This is a genomic window from Roseimicrobium sp. ORNL1, assembly GCF_011044495.1.
Classification (GTDB): domain Bacteria; phylum Verrucomicrobiota; class Verrucomicrobiia; order Verrucomicrobiales; family Verrucomicrobiaceae; genus Roseimicrobium.
Genome location: NZ_CP049143.1, coordinates 4167140 through 4184868 on the forward strand (window position 1 = coordinate 4167140; position 17729 = coordinate 4184868).

Annotated in this window: 16 protein-coding genes; 6 read left to right on the forward strand and 10 right to left on the reverse strand. The window is 59.3% G+C overall.

Features of this window, described 5'->3' with window-relative positions; genetic code table 11:
• The first annotated feature begins 168 nt into the window (after positions 1–168).
• Together G5S37_RS16915 and G5S37_RS16920 are read left to right on the forward strand one after the other, a co-directional pair.
• The gene (locus G5S37_RS16915; protein WP_165205638.1) at positions 169–1632 is read left to right on the forward strand and encodes a YdiU family protein; all 1464 of its coding nucleotides are present in this window, start codon (positions 169–171) and stop codon (positions 1630–1632) included.
• Between the two features lie 96 nt (positions 1633–1728).
• Positions 1729–2361: a hypothetical protein gene (locus G5S37_RS16920; protein WP_165205639.1), complete on the forward strand. Its 633-nt coding sequence runs from the start codon at positions 1729–1731 to the stop codon at positions 2359–2361.
• A 38-nt stretch (positions 2362–2399) separates the two neighbouring features.
• Here G5S37_RS16920 and G5S37_RS16925 read toward each other — a convergent pair whose 3' ends face one another.
• Positions 2400–3296, reverse strand: a complete 897-nt coding sequence (locus G5S37_RS16925) for a hypothetical protein (protein ID WP_206026032.1) — start codon at positions 3294–3296, stop codon at positions 2400–2402.
• A 235-nt stretch (positions 3297–3531) separates the two neighbouring features.
• Here G5S37_RS16925 and G5S37_RS16930 point away from each other — a divergent pair, with 235 nt between their 5' ends.
• The gene (locus G5S37_RS16930; protein WP_165205641.1) at positions 3532–4674 is read left to right on the forward strand and encodes an alpha/beta hydrolase-fold protein; all 1143 of its coding nucleotides are present in this window, start codon (positions 3532–3534) and stop codon (positions 4672–4674) included.
• A 66-nt stretch (positions 4675–4740) separates the two neighbouring features.
• On the opposite strand, the gene G5S37_RS16935 is transcribed toward G5S37_RS16930, so the two are convergent.
• The gene (locus G5S37_RS16935; RefSeq protein ID WP_165205642.1) at positions 4741–5325 is read right to left on the reverse strand and encodes a hypothetical protein; all 585 of its coding nucleotides are present in this window, start codon (positions 5323–5325) and stop codon (positions 4741–4743) included.
• A gap of 132 nt (positions 5326–5457) precedes the next feature.
• On the opposite strand from G5S37_RS16935, the gene G5S37_RS16940 reads away from it, so the two are divergent.
• Positions 5458–6327 carry a DUF4159 domain-containing protein gene (locus G5S37_RS16940; protein ID WP_165205643.1) on the forward strand — a complete coding sequence of 290 codons (870 nt, stop codon included), beginning with the start codon at positions 5458–5460 and terminating at the stop codon, positions 6325–6327.
• A gap of 59 nt (positions 6328–6386) precedes the next feature.
• Here G5S37_RS16940 and G5S37_RS16945 read toward each other — a convergent pair whose 3' ends face one another.
• The 3 genes from G5S37_RS16945 to G5S37_RS16955 all read right to left on the reverse strand — a co-directional run bounded on the left by G5S37_RS16945 (position 6387) and on the right by G5S37_RS16955 (position 10221).
• Positions 6387–6971 (reverse strand): hypothetical protein, encoded by a 585-nt coding sequence (locus tag G5S37_RS16945; RefSeq protein WP_165205644.1) that lies wholly within the window; start codon positions 6969–6971, stop codon positions 6387–6389.
• Between the two features lie 489 nt (positions 6972–7460).
• On the reverse strand, positions 7461–8726 hold the full coding sequence (locus G5S37_RS16950) for a polysaccharide lyase 6 family protein (RefSeq protein WP_165205645.1): 1266 nt from the start codon (positions 8724–8726) through the stop codon (positions 7461–7463).
• A gap of 97 nt (positions 8727–8823) precedes the next feature.
• Positions 8824–10221, reverse strand: coding sequence for a right-handed parallel beta-helix repeat-containing protein (locus G5S37_RS16955; protein ID WP_165205646.1), 1398 nt, complete (start codon positions 10219–10221; stop codon positions 8824–8826).
• A 199-nt stretch (positions 10222–10420) separates the two neighbouring features.
• Between G5S37_RS16955 and G5S37_RS16960 the strand changes: the two genes are divergently transcribed.
• Positions 10421–12049, forward strand: a complete 1629-nt coding sequence (locus G5S37_RS16960) for a prolyl oligopeptidase family serine peptidase (protein ID WP_165205647.1) — start codon at positions 10421–10423, stop codon at positions 12047–12049.
• A gap of 68 nt (positions 12050–12117) precedes the next feature.
• Positions 12118–12588: a hypothetical protein gene (locus tag G5S37_RS16965; protein WP_165205648.1), complete on the forward strand. Its 471-nt coding sequence runs from the start codon at positions 12118–12120 to the stop codon at positions 12586–12588.
• Between the two features lie 73 nt (positions 12589–12661).
• Here G5S37_RS16965 and G5S37_RS16970 read toward each other — a convergent pair whose 3' ends face one another.
• The 5 genes from G5S37_RS16970 to G5S37_RS16990 all read right to left on the reverse strand — a co-directional run bounded on the left by G5S37_RS16970 (position 12662) and on the right by G5S37_RS16990 (position 17708).
• Positions 12662–13981, reverse strand: a complete 1320-nt coding sequence (locus G5S37_RS16970; RefSeq protein ID WP_165205649.1) for a hypothetical protein — start codon at positions 13979–13981, stop codon at positions 12662–12664.
• Positions 13982–14136: 155 nt separating this feature from the next.
• Positions 14137–15168, reverse strand: a complete 1032-nt coding sequence (locus tag G5S37_RS16975; RefSeq protein ID WP_206026033.1) for a tetratricopeptide repeat protein — start codon at positions 15166–15168, stop codon at positions 14137–14139.
• Positions 15169–15465: 297 nt separating this feature from the next.
• Positions 15466–15855, reverse strand: a complete 390-nt coding sequence (locus G5S37_RS16980) for a YciI family protein (RefSeq protein ID WP_165205651.1) — start codon at positions 15853–15855, stop codon at positions 15466–15468.
• A gap of 49 nt (positions 15856–15904) precedes the next feature.
• A complete protein-coding gene (locus G5S37_RS16985) occupies positions 15905–16321 on the reverse strand; it encodes a YciI family protein (protein ID WP_165205652.1) in 417 nt (138 codons plus the stop codon).
• Between the two features lie 133 nt (positions 16322–16454).
• On the reverse strand, positions 16455–17708 hold the full coding sequence (locus G5S37_RS16990; RefSeq protein WP_165205653.1) for an RNA polymerase sigma factor: 1254 nt from the start codon (positions 17706–17708) through the stop codon (positions 16455–16457).
• Between the last annotated feature and the right edge of the window lie 21 nt (positions 17709–17729).

Consider the following 17729-nt stretch of genomic DNA (forward strand, 5'->3'; position numbering starts at 1 on the left):
GGGCCTCTATCTGCCTCAAAGCCAGGCTGCGGAAATCCAACGCATGTGATCCGTGCTTCCCGAGTGGCTCCGTGCGGAAGGCAAGACGCCCGCCGTGCCGCGCTTATCACTGGCGATGAGAGCTCGCGTGCGTGAAGCTTGCGTGCCTATCTTCGCTCTCCTCTCTTCATGCCCGCTACTTCCACCAGTCCCTCCCTGCCCCATGGCTGGCGCCTTGAGCATTCGTATGCACAGCTACCATCCGTGTTCCATGTGGCTTACAAACCGACACCAGTAAGCAGGCCAGAGATGGTCATCTTGAACCGTCCCCTGGCGGAATCCCTGGGACTGGATCCGGCTTCGCTGGACAACCCCGCACTCTTTGCCGGCAATGCGCTGCCCCCTGGAGCACACCCCCTGGCCCAGGCCTATGCGGGGCACCAGTTTGGGAACTTCACCATGCTGGGTGATGGTCGAGCCATCCTGCTGGGTGAGCAGCTAACTCCCGATGGAGAGCGCTTTGACATCCAGCTCAAAGGCTCGGGGCAGACACCCTTTTCCCGTCGCGGAGATGGACGCGCCACCCTGGGGCCGATGTTGCGGGAGTACGTCATCAGCGAAGCCATGGATGCCCTGGGCATTCCTACCACGCGCAGCCTCGCAGTCGTGACCACAGGGGAAGTGGTCTACCGCACGGCACCCCTGCCGGGAGCGGTGCTCACACGGGTCGCGGCCAGCCACATTCGCGTGGGCACGTTTGAATACGCGGCCGCTCTCGATGAAAAACCAAACCTGCAGGCACTGGCGGACTACACCATCCAGCGTCACTACCCACAGGCAGCAACGACCGCGCAGCCATACGCCGCTTTTTTGGATGCAGTCATCGAGAGGCAGGCAGCCCTGATCGCCCGGTGGCAGCTTGTGGGCTTCATCCACGGCGTCATGAATACGGATAACATGGCCCTCTCCGGTGAGACCATCGACTACGGGCCATGCGCCTTCATGGAAGCTTATGATCCCGCGACGGTCTTCAGCTCCATCGACCACGGGGGCCGCTATGCCTACGGCAGCCAACCGCAGATTGCCCAGTGGAACCTTGCCCGGCTGGCGGAGAGTTTGCTGCCGCTGATCCATCAGGACGCACCGCAAGCGCTCGATATCGCGAATGAATCGATCGGACGTTTCGGCGAGCGCTTCCAGCACCACTGGCTGGTGGGCATGCGAGCCAAGCTGGGACTCTTCACTGAAGAGAGCGACGACCCCGCACTGATCGACTCCCTACTGGAATGGATGCAGCGCTCGCAGGCCGACTTCACGAATACCTTCCGCGCTCTGAGCAGCGCCTCTTCGGCCATGCATTCACCCGAGCCCGCTTACCGCGAGTGGCACCAGCGCTGGCAAGACCGCCTGACCCGTCAGACTTCATCGGCCAGCGAAGTCATGGCGAGCATGCGGCGCCACAATCCCGCCATCATCCCACGAAATCACAAAGTGGAAGAGGCACTGGCGGCAGCAGTCGGGAACGGGGACTTACGTCTGCTGGAACGCTTGCTGGCAGTTCTGGCAAATCCGTACGATCATACGCAGGAACATCCGGAGGAGTTCAGCCTTCCTTCGAAATCGGAGGCTTACCAGACCTTCTGTGGGACGTGAGTCACTCCAATTTCAAGGGTTATCGGCACGGCAATGCGCCGATGTGGACGACGACCACAGACCTGCTTTATTCTCCACTCTGTCCCCGAACCATCCATGAACCGCACCCTCCTCCTCCCCTCCCTGCTTGCCAGTGCCTTGATCGCCATTCCCTCCCAGGCCGCCGACGACCTGAAGAAGCTTGCCTCGGAACTCGATGGCTACCGCTATGAGTTCCCCTGCAAGGACCCCATGCCGGAGACTCCGAAACCCGGCGCCGATGGCATCTCCGCTCGTGCAACCACGGACCCGGCCACCAATGACAAGTTCACCGATGTGAAAAAATTCGGCGGTGAACCTGGGAAGAAGTACAAGGTCACCCTCCGCGTGCGCGGTGTCGTGGAACCCATGATGTACAAGGACGGCAAGCAGGAGGGCGAGCGCTTCTACATCGGTGGCACTCCGAACAACGCCACCTACAACATCTACCAGCTCACCGTCTCTTCACCGGCCTCGCACTTCTTCTTCAATCGCGATGACAAGGTGGGCCATCGCATCTTCACCATCGACTACACGGCGACCATCGAAGTCGAAGGCGGCGCCACACTCACCCTGCACGGCAATGGCCAGAACGGACGCATGATTACCAACTTCTCCAAGCTCGTGGTGCCGGACGTCGCTCCCGCGCCGCAACCGTTCAACGGGCAGTTCATCCAGCTCAATGTGGTGGATGTGGCTGAGGTGAAGTAGCGAGGTGAGTGAACGGAATTACGGGCACCTGAGCAGCCTCATCTGGGGCCATGCAGGTGCTTGGAATCTTTGTTGTGCTCAATCTCCCATCTTTCCCACTTTGAAAGGCGTCTCCAAGCCCGGGGAAAAGTGTCCGCGGCAGGATTCAGTTCTTTGATCTGATCCAGCAACTTCCCCCCTGTTTCGTTGTGAAGGGCATAGGATCGATTCCACAACTCTGTCGGGGTGGCCCAGCCATTCAGCATCCTGACGGTTGGACCAAAGACATCCACTGGCCCTTCACAATCAAACATCCCATCCGAGCTAAATTGCTGTGGCGCGTGGCGGAGCCGTGACACGAGGGCCACTTGATTGTCGTTCAATAGCCATGGGGGAACGACTCCCTTGGTTTGACCCTTCGCATAGGCCTTGAGATCCCAGAACGTCTTCACCATGGGCAGTTCCGCGAGGCCGATCGCAACAAAAACAGACAATACGCCAGACACCCACAACGGTCGCAGCCGGAACCGTGAAATGCCCTCAGCGCTTCTGATGACCCAGGGTAGCAAAGCAAACCAGCCGACGACGGCAAGCATCGGCAGAATAATCAAGGTGAGAGTGGACGCCAATTCCACGTCAGAACGATCCAATTCGCTCGTGAGCAGGCCAACGCCATGCAACGCCCAGCAACCGGCGAAGAACACAGAAGCGAATAGGCCATAACCTTGCACCAATGGCCCGAGTGCCATGACATAGTAAGCCGGAATGATGAGCGACGGCCACCAGAGGAACTGAACCACGCCTTGGAACCAAGGTGCTCTCCAGCGTGCACCAATCAGCGCCAAGGAATGCGTCAGCGGCACTATGAGAAGCACCATGAAGTGCCACCGCGTCGGCATCGGATCAAACAGGCAGCCGCTCAAGCAGTGCGTCTTGTACTCCAGGCGGAGAAACAACACCGGTCCCACAATCCCAAAAAGGAACCCCAGCACTCCACGGAAAAGGGTGCATTTTGGTGTGGGTATCGGATCCATGTTGCTGGAGCTAAGCTTTAAGAACAAACACAGGCAGCAACCTACGCAGTGCCACAGAGCGTGGCAAGGACAGCCCACTTCCCATTGCAATCCAGGATCATTTCATTGAACACTACGCCGCCTCCGGCACGTTGAGTCATTCCGCAACTATCCGCCCATGCTTTCGATCCGTCACCTCTCCTGCCTTGGCTTCAGCCTCGTGGCACTTGCCTTCCCGGCATTCAGCCAGAATCAGCCCAAGAAACCCGACCGTCCCCAGCCTCCGACACGGCCCCTCGATGCACCCAGCGCGCCGAAGTTCACGCGCCTCGATGGCAAGCCGGGCGTGAATCCACCCGTGGATGCCGAGGGCGACTTCGTCATCGGGCCTGACTACACGCCGGCACCGGAGTTGAAGGCCGTGGAAGGCGTGCCCCAAGGCAAGGTGCAGCAGTTCCAGATGGATTCGAAGGACTGCAAGCTCTTCAATCCCGGCATCGCTCGCAATGAGTTCGGCACCGTCGATCCGAACAATCCCAAAACACTCATCGTCGAGACCCATCCCATCGACTACAAGCGTACGGTGACCGTGTATGTGCCCGCGCAGTATGTGGCGAGCAAGGAGGCACCCTTCATCGTCACCCACGATGGCCCGGGCATGGGCAAGCCGGACATGAACCTCGCGCACATCCTGGACAATCTCATCGCCCAGAAACGCGTTCCCGCCATGATCGCCATCATGATTTCCAGTGGTGGTGGCGATGCCCAGGGCCACGAGCGCGGACGCGAGTATGACACCATGTCCGGCCTCTATGCCGAGTTCATTGAAAACGAAGTGCTGCCCCTAGTGGAGAAGAACTACGGCGTGAAACTCACCAAGGACCCGGAAGGCCGCGCCACCATGGGCAACAGCTCCGGTGGCTCCGCCGCACTCGCCATGGCCTGGTATCGCAATGATCTGTATCACCGCGTGCTCACCACCTCCGGCACCTTTGTGAATCAGCAGTGGCCCTTCAATCCCGAGACGCCGGGTGGCGCGTGGGACTTCCACAGCAAGCTCATTCCCGAGAGCCCGGTGAAGCCCATCCGCCTCTGGATGGCTGTAGGCGATCGTGACCTGCTCAATCCAAATGTCATGCGCGACGACATGCATGACTGGGTGGAAGCGAACCACCGCATGGCGAAAGTTCTCAAGGAGAAAGGCTACCACTACCAGTACGTGTACTGCCTGAATACCGGTCACAGTGTTGGCCCCGCGAAGGCACAGTTCCTACCGCAGGCGCTGGAGTGGCTGTGGAAGGACTATCCTGTCGCAAAATAAGAACCAAAAGCAAAAAGGGGCGCCAGACCGGCGCCCCTTTCTTTTTCGCAGGCTCACGCCGTGCGGCTATTTCTCAATGAGTGAGATACCAGCCACATCCACCGCACCGGCCTTGTTCACGACAAACATCACGAACCCTTCGCAATTCCTCTCCGGCGTGAAGGCCACCTCGAAGGGCTTCCATTCCGACTTGCCCTTCACCGTTTCCTGTACGTAGAAGGCGTGCGGCTCGTCTACTTCGCGAATCCCGACCCTCACGCTTGAGTTGTCTGAGCTTCGCACCCATCCGGTGATCGCATAGTTCACCCCTTGCTGGTACGCCGTGTGTCCCGTGAAGGTGGTGAGTTGAAGCTGGCCGGAGTCCACCGCCTGCACATCGATGCGGATGGCCGTGAGCTCTGCCTTCGGAGGGTCCAGCAGCACGGTGTAGATGGCATTGACCGCAGCCCATGAGGAATTGTCCAGCCACTTCTTTGGGAGCCACCCGGTGATGGTGTGGTCATCCTTGCTCTTCTTATTGATCAAGTACCCCTCCCCTCCAAAGGCGGGCAACAGGCTCTTGGGTTCATCCGCACGCAGCACCATCGGTGTCAGCGCCAGCGCCACAAGAATCGAGTAGCGGCTCAGGGAGTGGAGCAGAGGGAGTTTCATGGATGCTCGTAGTGCAATCCATGGAATTTGTCGATGAAAAATCGAATGGCACAGCAGGTGCACCCGTCTCCAAAGTACAAACTGGAGGAAAAAGTTCGGGCCTTTTCCTCCGTCATCGGGTAGAACGCGTCCATGACCACACTTTGGAAGTGGATGCTGCCCGCCACGGTGTTTCTCGCTTTGGCGACGCTGCCCTCGCAGGAGCTTGCGACACCTCGCAACTTCGGCGCGCAGCGTACGCATGTCTTTCCTCATGACGCACGTCAGTTCAAGGGATGGCGACACCAGGGGGCGCCCATGTGGACGTTGAATCCGGAACTGCCGAATGATGTCTTCACCTTCGCGCGACTTCGCTATCCGGTTCGCAAGCGCGGACGCTGGACGGCGGACTACCCGGAGGCTGAGCTCAATTTTTCCTACCGTCTTCACCAGCTCACTTCCATCCAGGTAAATCCCTACCCTGCCATCGTGGATATCGAAGCGGAGCAGCTGCGCCACTATCCGTTCATCTACGTCAGCGAGCCGCAGAACATGGACATCACGGACGAGCAGGCGAAGATCCTCCGTGACTACATGCTCAATGGAGGGTTCCTCATGATCGATGACTTCTGGAGTGACCAGGAATGGAATGAATTCGCTCCCTCATTCAAGAAGATCTGGCCGGACCGTGACTACGCGGAGTTGGGACAGGATCACCCCATCTTCCACGTGGTGTTCGACCTGCCCGCGCTACCCCAGGCGCACAGCAACGTTTATGTGGAAGAGATGCGCAAGCTGGGGCGCACCCGCATCACCAATGAAGTGCGCAAGGGCACGGAGACACCCCACTTCCGTGCGGTGCATGATGACAAGGGGCGCATGGTCATGCTCATCTGCCTCAACAATGATCTGGGAGATGGATGGGAACAGGAAAAGAGCGACCCCTATTACTTCACCGAAGTGTCCGAGAAGTATGCCTATCCCCTCGGTATCAACATCGTGTTCTACGTGTTGACCCACTAGGGGCTCCCAGAATCTCTGTGAGGTCAAGCGCCGCACTATCAGCGGACTTGCGCCCGGGGCTACCTGGCGCCGGGTCTCTTCAAGGCCAACACCTCTCCATAGTGTTTCTCAGCACAATCCGGACACACGCCGTGGCTGAAGCGGGCCTCGGATCTGGAGGCCACATAGGCTTCAATCTGTTGCCAGTTCCCCTCTTCGTCCCGGATGTCCTTGCAGAAAGAGCATGTGGGTAGAATGCCCTCCAGTGTACGGACGCGTGCACGCAGCGCCCGCAGTGTGCCTCCCAGTTTGGCGCACAAAAAGGTGAAGACGTATAGGACCACGAGTCGCAGCAGGCCATTGATGAGCGCCACAGACAAGGCGTAGGGCACCCCCCAAACGGTATATTGGATGCCAAAGCGAATGGCGCACAGCACGGTTCCCAGCACAAGGGCGGTGCGAAGTCCGCAATTCCACGCCATCAGGGAGACGGGAATCAGAAAGAGGATGGGGAAAAACACCACCGGGCCCGCCAGGAAATCAAAGCAGGACACTACGAGGGCGATGCCAAATAAAAGCCACCGGTTGTTCCACGGAGACCGTTCGAAAAAATACTCCGTGGGAGGCGGAAGTCGTTTGGGAGCTGTAAGCGGGCGCTCGCTCATGGCCGTAACCCACACTAAAGAAGAGCTCAAGCACCTCACAAGTCCTAAATGGTTATTAGGAGCGAGAACTCAAGCTCCGTGCAAAACGCAATGAATGGACCGCCCCCCTCATAGCGACCATGGACGAATCGGATTGATGTGGCCGCAACTTTCACATTCAACGCCCCACCGACGATGCTTGTAATAGACCCACGTACAGGCGTCCGTCATCTCAGTCAGAACTCCGCCCATCGCAATCAGCGAAATGAACCCGAGGGCGACTTTGACGACAAGTCCCGTGAAGCCCGACCAAAAGAGCGCGGCAGTCAAAGCCCCCGCAGCTGCGCCGCCGGCAATCATGAGGAATTGGCCAGGTCGATGGCTAATGACGATTTTGGCTCGACACTTTTGACAGGTCATGCGGAAGCTTGCATCCAACTTGATCGAGAACGACACATTATCGCTGATGCGATGACAATCAATCAACAGGCCCGCGTTTGAAAAAGTGCTTCAAGAGCCTTCCTTCGCATCCGGCCCCACATCCGCCTCTGTCAGCCGCTTTGGTTCCTCCACCGTCGGCTTGTCCTTCTCCCACGTGAACCAAGATGACCAGGCCGTATCCTGTGGGGGAGGCTGCACATCATAGGCCACGTTTCCTGTGGCCTGCAAGTCACGCACGGCGCCAAGAATCACCATCGGCTTCGGGTTGGGCTTGGTGCGAATGACGTGGTTGTTGGTGAAGACACATCCGTTCGGGCTCAGCGGCCATTTCTTGTCTTCCTTTTCATAGCCGAACTGGAGCGCCGCGCAGTCCACCCACGTGTTGTTGGAGATGGTGCATCGTGTGGGCGCGGTGGCGGTCATGTCGTCGTACTTCTTGCCGATATTCTCCGTGGTGGGCGTGTCATGCATGCCGGGGATGAGTGACAAAGGGGCCTCATGTTTCGTGCCGGTCAGTCCGGAGAGATAGTTGTCCGTGACCTTGTGCTCGAAGCCAAACAGCTTGATGCCGCCAAAGCCCGGCCCCTCCTCAGTCGCGATGATGACATTGCCGGACACCACGCCACGATTACCAAGGCGCATGCAAATGGCTCCACGGCAATTGATGAGAGTGTTGTTCCGAATGACATTGTCAGAGGACTTGATGGAGATGAGTTCATCCTCACCGCTGCAACGCTCGAGCAGGTTGTGCTCGATGGTCGTGAAGGAACTTTGCCCCGAAGCTCCGAGGTCATTGCCCCCGGTGCGGATCGTCTCGTGACCATTCTCACGATTCGCATAGACCACATCGCGGAAGTGATTGTAGTCCACGCGGTCGTGCTGGGAGCAAACAAGCGCCGTATCATCCCCACGGACGAAGAGCGGGCTGCCACGGTTCACCTTGCGCTCAAATCGGTTGCGGTCGATGCGGTTGTACCCGCTGCGTGCGCCATCCACCGTCACCCAGTGCTCCCAGTGTCTCGGCTTGGCGCGCTCCTTGGGTTGGAAGACATTCCGCGTCACGCGCACATGCTTGCAGTTGTCCAACATCACACACTGTTGGTCCGCATCATTCTCGAAGACGAATCCCTCCAGCACCAGGTGCTCACAATCACGGAAGATGAATCCCGCCTCTCCCACGATCGTCACCTTGCCACGGTTCTTCGCACGGAGGACGATGGGCTTCTCCTCCGCGCCGCGCAAGCCCTGGAGGGTGCGGCAACCGCTGGTCGTATAAGTGCCATCCGGAATGTCCACCGTCGTTCCCGGCTTCAGGTCACGAAGAAGTGCTTTCAAGGACGGCGTGTCCTCCCCGACAGCATGGCCTCCCAAGAAGACAGCGAGCAGCAAAAGGAACGCTTGGCGTGGCAGGAATGTCCTCATGAGTTGTGGATTAGCGGGAGGGCTTGGCGCTTTCAACAGGCGAAGTAGAAACGAGATTGTCTTTCACGATCGTGGACACACCCTCATCGCCTATCGGAGCCACGGTGACATTGTCCCGCAACATGTTTGCCCGGGCACCTGACGCCACCCGGATGGTTCCCGCAGTGAGCGTGTTGCCCGACCAGACCCACTGGTCGGCGTTCAGGACATACTCGCCTGCTTTGCAGAGCATGTTGCCCCGCACCATCACATGCTGGGACATCATCTTAACATTGGGCACGGAGATCACATCGCCCTCACAGACATTGTCCGCGAAGATGATGTCCCGAATGGTTGTCTTTGAAGGAGAGCGATCATCGAAGAAGTGCACATCGCCATCGAACACGTTTCCCGTGAAGGTCACGCCACGATAGGTGCAGGCCAGGGCTTCCGGTCTGGTTTGAAAACGAACCACGCACTTCGCCCGCGTCGCCTGATTGCGGAAGACGTTGCCAGTGACGACCACATCCGAGATGGTTCCATTGAGCGGCTGGGGTTCCGTGCGGAAGATGAGACATGGCCCCAGGGCTCCCGCGTTGATGTCAGCCACCGGCTCGACATGATTCCCACTGACGCGGATGTGATGAGAGCCCTCCGTGATATTGATGCCGGTGTCTGTGAAGAGGACCACGTTGTCACGAATCTGCACATTGCGGCTGCCGAAGATGACCTGCGGACCAGCCTTCACATTCACGATGTGATTGTCCGCGATGAGTCCTCCATTGCACTCGGCAAATTCCACGGCCTTGTTCCCACAGGTATCGATGAAGTTGTGATGCACCTGCCAGTTCTTGAATTGCGCGTCTTGCCGCACTTTGGAGGGATACTCCAGGATGCCCTCTTTGGTACAGCCCACGGCTTGCTGGGCATCGAGGATCCAGCAGTGGCGGACGGTTACATTCTCCGAGGTCATCAAGCGGGCTTCCACTGAGCCAAGGCGAGCATTGAATCCCATGATGGAGCCGCCGCCGATCCTGGCATTGTTCCCCGTGTAGCGCAGATGCTCCACCACCACGTTGCTGGCGGGTGTGGTCTCCGTGCCAATGCGCACGGGATAGTAGCGTGCCGCCTGTGGAAGCGTGGCGGGATCGAGATAAAGATGCGTGGCATGGCCCTGTCCACGCAGCGTCACTCCCGACTTCAGCACCACCGTTTCATACATGCCCGCACGGCGCGAGAGCTTGAAGTCCCCCGCCCCTAGCAGCACGACTCCGCCACCCTTCGCAGCTACTTTATCAATGGCTTCTTGCAGGATCGTATCAGCCACCACGGCGGCTCCGGGAGCGGAGACTCGCACCTCAAAGTCACTCGCATTGGTCTCGTGAACTTCAGGTCCGGCACCTGGTTGCGCGGATGCGACATCGGCCATTAGGCCCGCGCAGCACAGAAGGGCAAGAAAGTAAGGAGTGGATTGTAATCTCATAACAGGTCCCTTGAGATAACGCACAGCCGGCGAATCCCTGTCTGCGACTTTCCTGCGCATCCATGTCGCGCAGCAAGGCATGATACTTCTGCCACTCAAACTCCGTTCATCCCCCAAGCACCTTTCACGTTTCGCTTTGATCCGCATGAAATGGAATCCCCTTATTCTCGCCGCCCTTGCTGCGATGCCGCTGACCTTCGTGCATGCAGATGCCCCACCACCGCCGAATCCCGCTGTGGACGCGGGCTCCAAGTGGCCGGCACGACGGGCGCAGTTGGAGAAGGAATGGCTGAAAATCCTGGGCCCCTTCCCCACCAGCAAACCTCCGCTCGACGTGCAGATCCTCAGCACGGAGAAGGTGCCGTCTTCTCCAAGTGATCCCACCTACCCCATGCACGCGGGAGACATCACACGGTACAAGGTGAAGTTCCGCGCAGAGGCCGACTCGAGTGGCGGCACGCAGTCAGACATCTGGATCTATGGCTGGCTGCTCGTGCCAGACAGTGCAAAGGAAGCCCATGAGAAACAGGGGCTCCAAACGCCTGCCGTGATCTGTCTGCACAGTACCACGTACGGCTCGGGCAAGAGCAGTCCCGCAGGCGTGGCCGGCCGTTTCGTTTCGAATCCAAAGCTTGGCTTCGTCGGTCGTCCCGATCTCGTGGGCAAGGACCCACGCTACGACAACAACAGCATGCCTGACCCGAACGATGCCGAGGCGATGCACACGTGGTACGCAGGTGGTCGCGCCTCCGGCCTGCTGCTGGCGAAGCAGGGTTTTGTCACCTTGAGCATCGACATGCTGGGCGATGGCGAGCGCATCGAACCGGGACAACGTCCGCTGGATATGCGCCAGTTCTACAAGCAGCGCTATCCGGACCCCATGGCGGAGAAGGCGTGGTCATGCATGGGCAAATGGATCTGGGATGTGATGCGCTCCGTCGACTATCTGGAATCACTCCCTTATGTGAATCCCAAAGGCATCGGCTGCACCGGCTGGTCCTGGGGTGGCCATGTCACGCTCTTTGCTGCAGCCTTTGACCAGCGCATAGCCGCCGCAGTGCCTAATGGAGGCGTGCTGGATTGGGACAGACCCAAGTATCCTCCAGGTTACAAGGGCAAGCCCAAGGCGAATCAGTGGTGCCGCCAGCCGTCTACTTGGGAGCCCTGGACCCCAGACGCCACTGAGCCACCCTCCAGCGGAGCGGAAAGCCTGCGTCGCTGGGGCTTCCTGCAAAACAGCGGGCCCGCGATCATGATGCCGAAGTTTTACAAATACACGCTGCCCGAGAATCGCGACCTGGAACTCCCTATAGGATTCGAGAGCCTGATGATGATGGTCGCGCCCCGGCCGCTGCTCATCATTTCCAGCGAGATCGAGTTCAAGCAGCACGACATTCTCCCCAAGTGCATGGAGACCATGAAGGTCTATGCCCAGTGGCAGGACGTGAAAGACTCCGGCCTGCCAAGTCCCCTTCAGGCCAGAAAGGAGCGACGTGGCTATGTCGAGACACAAGCCTACTACGTGAACAACAACGAGTATTCGCCGAAGGCCATCGACTCCTATCTGAACAGCCTGAAGGCTGGCGATTGCTTCAGTTGGTTCTCCTTCCCCGGCGGCCACAGTTACCCCTTCTCCGCACAGATGGTCACTACCGGTTGGTTCGGTCGCTGGATGGGACTCTACCCTGCGGCAACCGTGCCTCCCCTCCCGAGCATTCCCGCGAACGAAGTGCTAAACATCGGCCCGCTTCCAACAAAGAAAGAAGGGCAGTAGCGAGGCATCGGAGCAAGCGACTTCAAAATATCCTCGACCTTTGCTTTCAAGAGGATAACTCCTCTTCCATGCCCCATCTCTTCCGGACACACGACGGCACCGAATGGAAACCCGGCAAGCCCATGCCTCTCACACTGGCTGATGGCACCCAGGTCGAAGGCGTGTGGGCGGGCTCAGCACAAGTCGAGAAACTCAGTTGGTGGCTCGGCAAGCATGGTCATGATCTTGCCCAGACCGACGAAGTGGCTGCAGTAGCCGTCCGGGGAGAGCAAACGGGCATCGAGCGCTGGGGAGACGCGCCCTCGGGAACCCGGCTGTTCTTTGTACTGGAAGCTCCCAAGGTGGGAAAAAGCGGGCAGGCGTACCGTCTCGCAAAGTTGGTTACCACCGCCTCCACCGAAGCGCAGACAAAGTATTTCGATGACGAGCGATTCTCGCTGTTCGGCAACTTTAATACCGACGGCACCATTGCGAAAATCCCGTCACTTCCTCCACCAAGCGGTCCGGAGGATATGCGCCGTCCGGGCGAGCTGTTTTGAGCTGGTAGCTGAAAAACCTGTACCGCTCCCAAGCTGAACTCAGGAACGGATACAGTGTCCTACACCCTCTCGTTTACTCCGGCTGCGCAGCCGCTGCAGGCTTCACTTCAGCGGCCTGCCGCTTCTTCTCAGCTTCCATGGCGGCCTTGTCGGCAGCCATGGTCGCCATCGCAGCCATACGGCGGGCACGATCCTTGGCCTCCTGCTCGGCGCGTGCCTTGGCAGCAATGGCTTCGCGCTTGGCCTTGGCCTCCTCTTCAACCTTCCGCTTCGCTTCCTGTTCAGCCTCCTGCTTTGCCCGCATCGCGGCAGTCGCAGCTTTCATCTCTTCGATTTCACGCCGCGCTTGTTCTTTCTCAGCTTCGCGAGCGGCATCACGTTGCGCCTTTTCTTCGGCAGCAGCCTGACGAGCGGCTTCTTTTTCTGCGGCGGCTTGTTGCTTGGCGGCTTCTTTCTCAGCCTGGAGACGCGCTTTCTCGGCCGCCTTCTCTGCATCTGCCTGCTCCTTCGCGATTCTGGCGGCTTCCTTCTCGGCGGCAGCTTGCTGCTTGGCAGCCTCTTTCTCGGCCTGGAGACGTGCCTTCTCCGCAGCCTTCTCAGCATCGGCCTGCTCCTTGGCGATCCTGGCGGCTTCCTTCTCGGCAGCAGCTTGCTCTTTGGCAGCCTCTTTCTCGGCTTGGAGGCGGGCTTTCTCAGCGGCCTGTTCAGCGGCGGCCTGTTCCTTCGCGCGCTGGGCTGCTTCCTTCTCCTCCTGAAGGCGGGCTTTCTCAGCAGCTTTCTCTTGGGCGGCTTGCTCTTTGGCAGCCATCAACTCGGCAAGGCGACGTGCCCTCTCAGCCGCCGCTTGTTCTTTGGCGAGCTTTGCCGCTTCCTTCTCCGCCTGCAGGCGCGCAGCCTCGGCAGCTTTCTCTGCCGCGGCTTGTTCCTTCGCGCGCTGGGCCGCTTCCTTCTCGGCGGCAGCTTGCTGTTTGGCGGCCTCTTTCTCAGCCAGGAGTCGCTCCTTCTCCGCAGCCTTGTCGGCGGCAGCTTGTTCCTTGGCGCGCTGAGCAGCTTCCTTCTCCTCCTGGAGGCGGGCCTTCTCAGCGGCTTTCTCCGCCGCAGCCTGCTCCTTGGCTGCAATCAACTCAGCCAAGCGGCGGGCCCTCTCGGCCACCTCCTGCTCCTTCGCGAGTCTGGCCGCTTCTTTCTCGGCGGCATCAGCAGCGATCTTCGCCTCCTGCGCCTCTACGAGGCTCGTGGCGTAGGCATGCAACTGGCGGGAGAGATCTGCAGCGGTTTCCTTCAGCGACGGGGCAGTATCGGCAAGCACACGGGGCAGCAGTTCCAGCGTTTCGAGCTTGGCGGCCAGGTCATTGAGTAGGGCGGTAAATTTCGGATCGAGTTTCGTGGTCATTTAAAAGTGGGGATGGGGCGAAAAGGGAATATGAATGGAGACAGATTCCCCGCTGTAAAGTGCGTTCCGATGCGGCATTTAAGAGATTGTCATTGCACGCTCCGTCAACCCGCTGTCCCACGCCTCACCAGCATGAGGCACATCTCAACGGCCTGTCATCCCGCCTCCACGCCAGCATTCGCATCCTGCTCTTCAGCCAACCGCATTCCCGATGCCCAACGGGTTGACGAGTGCTCGGGCCCCAATGTGAACAGAAAAATGTCTTCCGCCTTTTTGTAGGCATTCACGGCATCGCTGCTGCGCTTCGCGTGGCCGTGCATGTAGCCCATCTCCAGCCAGGTTTCTGCCACCTCGACGTCGTTGGGTCCCTTGATCGCCATGAAGATATCCCGCGCTTGTTCAAAAAGAGCGGTAGCATTCTCCAGCTTCCCCGATATTCGACGGGCCTTTGCCAGTTCTCGCAAGCGACGAGCGCCGACCGGACTGGCCACTCCATGACATTGTTTTTCAATCTCCAGCGCCTCCTCAAAGAACTCCTCGGCCTCAGGGCTTCTCTTTGTGATGAGGCATAGCTTCCCCAGTTCCTCAAGCAGCCGACCCACCGCCTCATGCCGCGCTCCGTGAGCTTTCATGAGTATCGGCCACGCACGGCGAAGATATACTTCCGTTTCCTCGATGGCTCCAGCTTTGGAAGCGATGAACCCCAAGTTGAACAATACAGTCCCCGTCTCGACATGGTCCGAACCATTTTCCTGTTCACACGAGCTCAAAGAAAGGCTGGCCAGCGTCCACGCTATGGGACGATTCCCGGGAGAATCCAGCAGCAACGCCATTTTGTTCGCAACATAAGAGGTCGGCCATCCCACCTTTCGCTGTACAGCCGCCTCCACGAGCGCACGCGTATGGGTAGCCCACCTGCGCGTTTCCTCAGACGACCAAGCGCTGGCTGCATTCGACTGTAGGAGCTTTCCGACCCGGTCCAAGCCATTCTTCAAACACCAGAATTCTTTGTGGGGGATTCGCCGATACTTCACGATTGAAGCCATCCACTCGAAGAAACGCGAGAGGAAACTCTTGTAATGAATCCCCGTGAATTGCTGTACCCTCGCAGCCACACCCGGCCTCAAGACGATGGTATCGTCCCCGGGATGACAGTCTGCATAGTCACCTTTGGCGAGTTCATCCATCACGCGTACTATCACCTCATCTGGAAGGTCAATGCGCAAGAGTTGCAGCGATATGGGTTCTTCGGAAAACCAGCATAATATTCGCAGCTCCGTCTGCGCAGCGGGACTGAGGGCATAGAATTGAGCATCCATGAAAGAGGTCAAGGATGTACTCTGCCGCGACAGACTTCGCACTGCAAAGGTGGTTTAATTCTTAGCCATACAGCACACTGGAATATCGAGGCGCCATGGACTTGGAGCGCCGAGGTGAGCCCCAGCACTCCAAGTAATCCCCCACATTTACAACGTAGAAGTGTCTCAGCCCCCACCCCGCCGCTTCTCACTCGCCTTCACCATCTCACTCAGATCCGCGGCGGGGCGGATTTCGAAGGGGCCGGCTTTCACACCAGGGTGTTTTGACATGATCTGGATAGCGTGATTCAGATCCCGCGCCTCGAGGATGAGAATGCCACCGATTTGTTCCTTCGTTTCAGCATAGGGACCATCAGTGATGGCGACCTGGCCATCCTGCCAGCGAAGGGTCGCGGCGGTTTGGGGAGGCTGTAGGGCTTCGCCTCCGGCAAAGTGCCCCTTTGCTCGCAGTTCATCGTCGTAGGTGAAGCATTCATCGACCATCGCATTGCGTTCGCTCTCCGTCAGGCTCTCGAACTTGTTCGGCTCAATGTATCCAAGGCAAATGTATTTCATAAAGGGTCGTCCTCTTTGTTGTGTTCGGTGTTGCGATTCCCGGCCCGGCTTACTTCTTCTTTTCGGCGGCCGCCTTCTGCACTTCCTCGGGCAGGTCTTCCATCTCCCAGATCTCGCGAAGCTCGATCACATCGCCATTCAGAGCGGGACAGCGCCGGGCCCAGTCCACGGCTTCCTGCTTGGACTTCACCTGGATGATCCAGAAGCCGCCGACGACCTCCTTGGTCTCGATGAATGGTCCATCTGTAACTGTCGCGTTGCCGCCGGGGAAAGTCACACGCGCGCCTCGCGACAGCGGGTGCAGACCGTCGACCGTGAGGAGCACGCCGGCCGCTTCCATCTCATCGTTGAATTTCCCCATGGGAGCCATCTCCTCGGCGGTCGGTTCAAAGCCATCCTCCTGCCGCTCGGATGCAGGCGTGTCGGGTTGGTACCCGCGGGGAATCATCATCATCAGGAATCTCATATGTGTTCGTTCGTGGATTGGGTTCGGGGGTTCGTTTCGACAGCGTTCAGTTCTGATTGGCCGTCTCACAGGGTAGTCGATTGGGATTCGCGGAATTCGACAGTGCCCCTCACTTTTTTTGATGAAGGCGATTTTATCCCAGCTCCTGCAGCCGCTTCACCAGGAAACGCCGCTCCGGCTCCGACTGCGTAAGAGCCAGGGCTCGCTCATAGGAGGCGCGTGCCTCGGCACTGCGACCCAGACGACGACATAGGTCCGCGCGTGCGGAGTGGGCAAGGTAGTACCCGGTAAGTTCGCCGCGCGCGAGGATGGCATCAATCATCGCCAGGCCCGCCTCCGGTCCATCGCGCATGGCCACAGCCACGGCACGGTTCAATTCCACCACGGGGGATGGGGCCGCGCGGGCCAGCACGCTGTAGAGCGCCACAATTTGCGGCCAGTCGGTCGCCGAGGCTTCGGTGGCTTCGGAATGCACCGCAGCAATCGCCGCCTGCAGCGTGTACGGGCCGAACCTCCGCGAGAGCAGAGCTCGCTCCACCAGCGTCACACCTTCCGCGATGTACTCACGATTCCACTGCGAGCGGTCCTGATCCTCCAGGAGAATCAACTCTCCCGTGAGTGAGGTCCGGGCCGCGCGACGCGACTCCTGCAGGAGCATCAGCGCAAGCAGCCCCATCACCTCCGGCTCCGGCAGCAAGGCGAGCAGCAAGCGTCCCAGCCGGACGGCTTCCCCCGAAAGGTCCGCCCGCGTCAGCACCGCTCCTGACGATGCGGCATACCCCTCGTTGAACACCAGATAGACCACCTGCAGCACCGTATCCAGCCGGTCCGGAAGTTCCTCCAGGGACGGCACCTGATACGGGATGCGCGCCTCGCGAATCTTCGTCTTCGCCCGCACGATCCGTTGCGCCAGCGTGGGCGGCGGGATGAGGAAGGCGCGGGCAATCTCCTCCGTCGTGAGCCCGCACACCTCGCGCAGCGTCAGCCCCACCCGCCCCTCCGGCGCCAGCGCAGGATGGCAGCAGGTAAAGATCAATCGCAACCGATCGTCCTCCACCTCAGCGCCTTCACCTGCCCCAGCCAGGCCCGCCGCATCACCCGAGGACGAGCCCGCTTCGAATTCTGCCGCAATCTTCTCCTGCGACGCATCGAACCGCGCCCTGCGCCGCAGCGCATCAATCGCCTTGAACCTTCCCGTGGAAATCAACCACGCTCGCGGATTCGCCGGCACCCCACCCTTAACCCACTGCTCCGCAGCCGCTGCAAACGCATCCTGCATCGCATCCTCCGCCAGGTCGAAATCGCCGAGGAGCCGGATGAGGGTGGCAAGGATGCGGCCGGATTCGGCGCGGTAGAGGGCATCCAGAGTTTCGCGCACGTGTTCCATGGCGACACATCAAAGCCGCTT

Bases quoted from the DNA above. Each gene is read 5' to 3' on its own strand.
- G5S37_RS16915 (WP_165205638.1), top strand. From the start codon at position 169: ATGCCCGCTACTTCCACCAGTCCCTCCCTGCCCCATGGCTGGCGCCTT.
- G5S37_RS16920 (WP_165205639.1), top strand. From the start codon at position 1,729: ATGAACCGCACCCTCCTCCTCCCCTCCCTGCTTGCCAGTGCCTTGATC.
- G5S37_RS16930 (WP_165205641.1), top strand. From the start codon at position 3,532: ATGCTTTCGATCCGTCACCTCTCCTGCCTTGGCTTCAGCCTCGTGGCA.
- G5S37_RS16935 (WP_165205642.1), bottom strand. From the start codon at position 5,325: ATGAAACTCCCTCTGCTCCACTCCCTGAGCCGCTACTCGATTCTTGTG.
- G5S37_RS16940 (WP_165205643.1), top strand. From the start codon at position 5,458: ATGACCACACTTTGGAAGTGGATGCTGCCCGCCACGGTGTTTCTCGCT.
- G5S37_RS16945 (WP_165205644.1), bottom strand. From the start codon at position 6,971: ATGAGCGAGCGCCCGCTTACAGCTCCCAAACGACTTCCGCCTCCCACG.
- G5S37_RS16955 (WP_165205646.1), bottom strand. From the start codon at position 10,221: ATGGCCGATGTCGCATCCGCGCAACCAGGTGCCGGACCTGAAGTTCAC.
- G5S37_RS16960 (WP_165205647.1), top strand. From the start codon at position 10,421: ATGAAATGGAATCCCCTTATTCTCGCCGCCCTTGCTGCGATGCCGCTG.
- G5S37_RS16965 (WP_165205648.1), top strand. From the start codon at position 12,118: ATGCCCCATCTCTTCCGGACACACGACGGCACCGAATGGAAACCCGGC.
- G5S37_RS16970 (WP_165205649.1), bottom strand. From the start codon at position 13,981: ATGACCACGAAACTCGATCCGAAATTTACCGCCCTACTCAATGACCTG.
- G5S37_RS16975 (WP_206026033.1), bottom strand. From the start codon at position 15,168: ATGGATGAACTCGCCAAAGGTGACTATGCAGACTGTCATCCCGGGGAC.
- G5S37_RS16980 (WP_165205651.1), bottom strand. From the start codon at position 15,855: ATGAAATACATTTGCCTTGGATACATTGAGCCGAACAAGTTCGAGAGC.
- G5S37_RS16985 (WP_165205652.1), bottom strand. From the start codon at position 16,321: ATGAGATTCCTGATGATGATGATTCCCCGCGGGTACCAACCCGACACG.
- G5S37_RS16990 (WP_165205653.1), bottom strand. From the start codon at position 17,708: ATGGAACACGTGCGCGAAACTCTGGATGCCCTCTACCGCGCCGAATCC.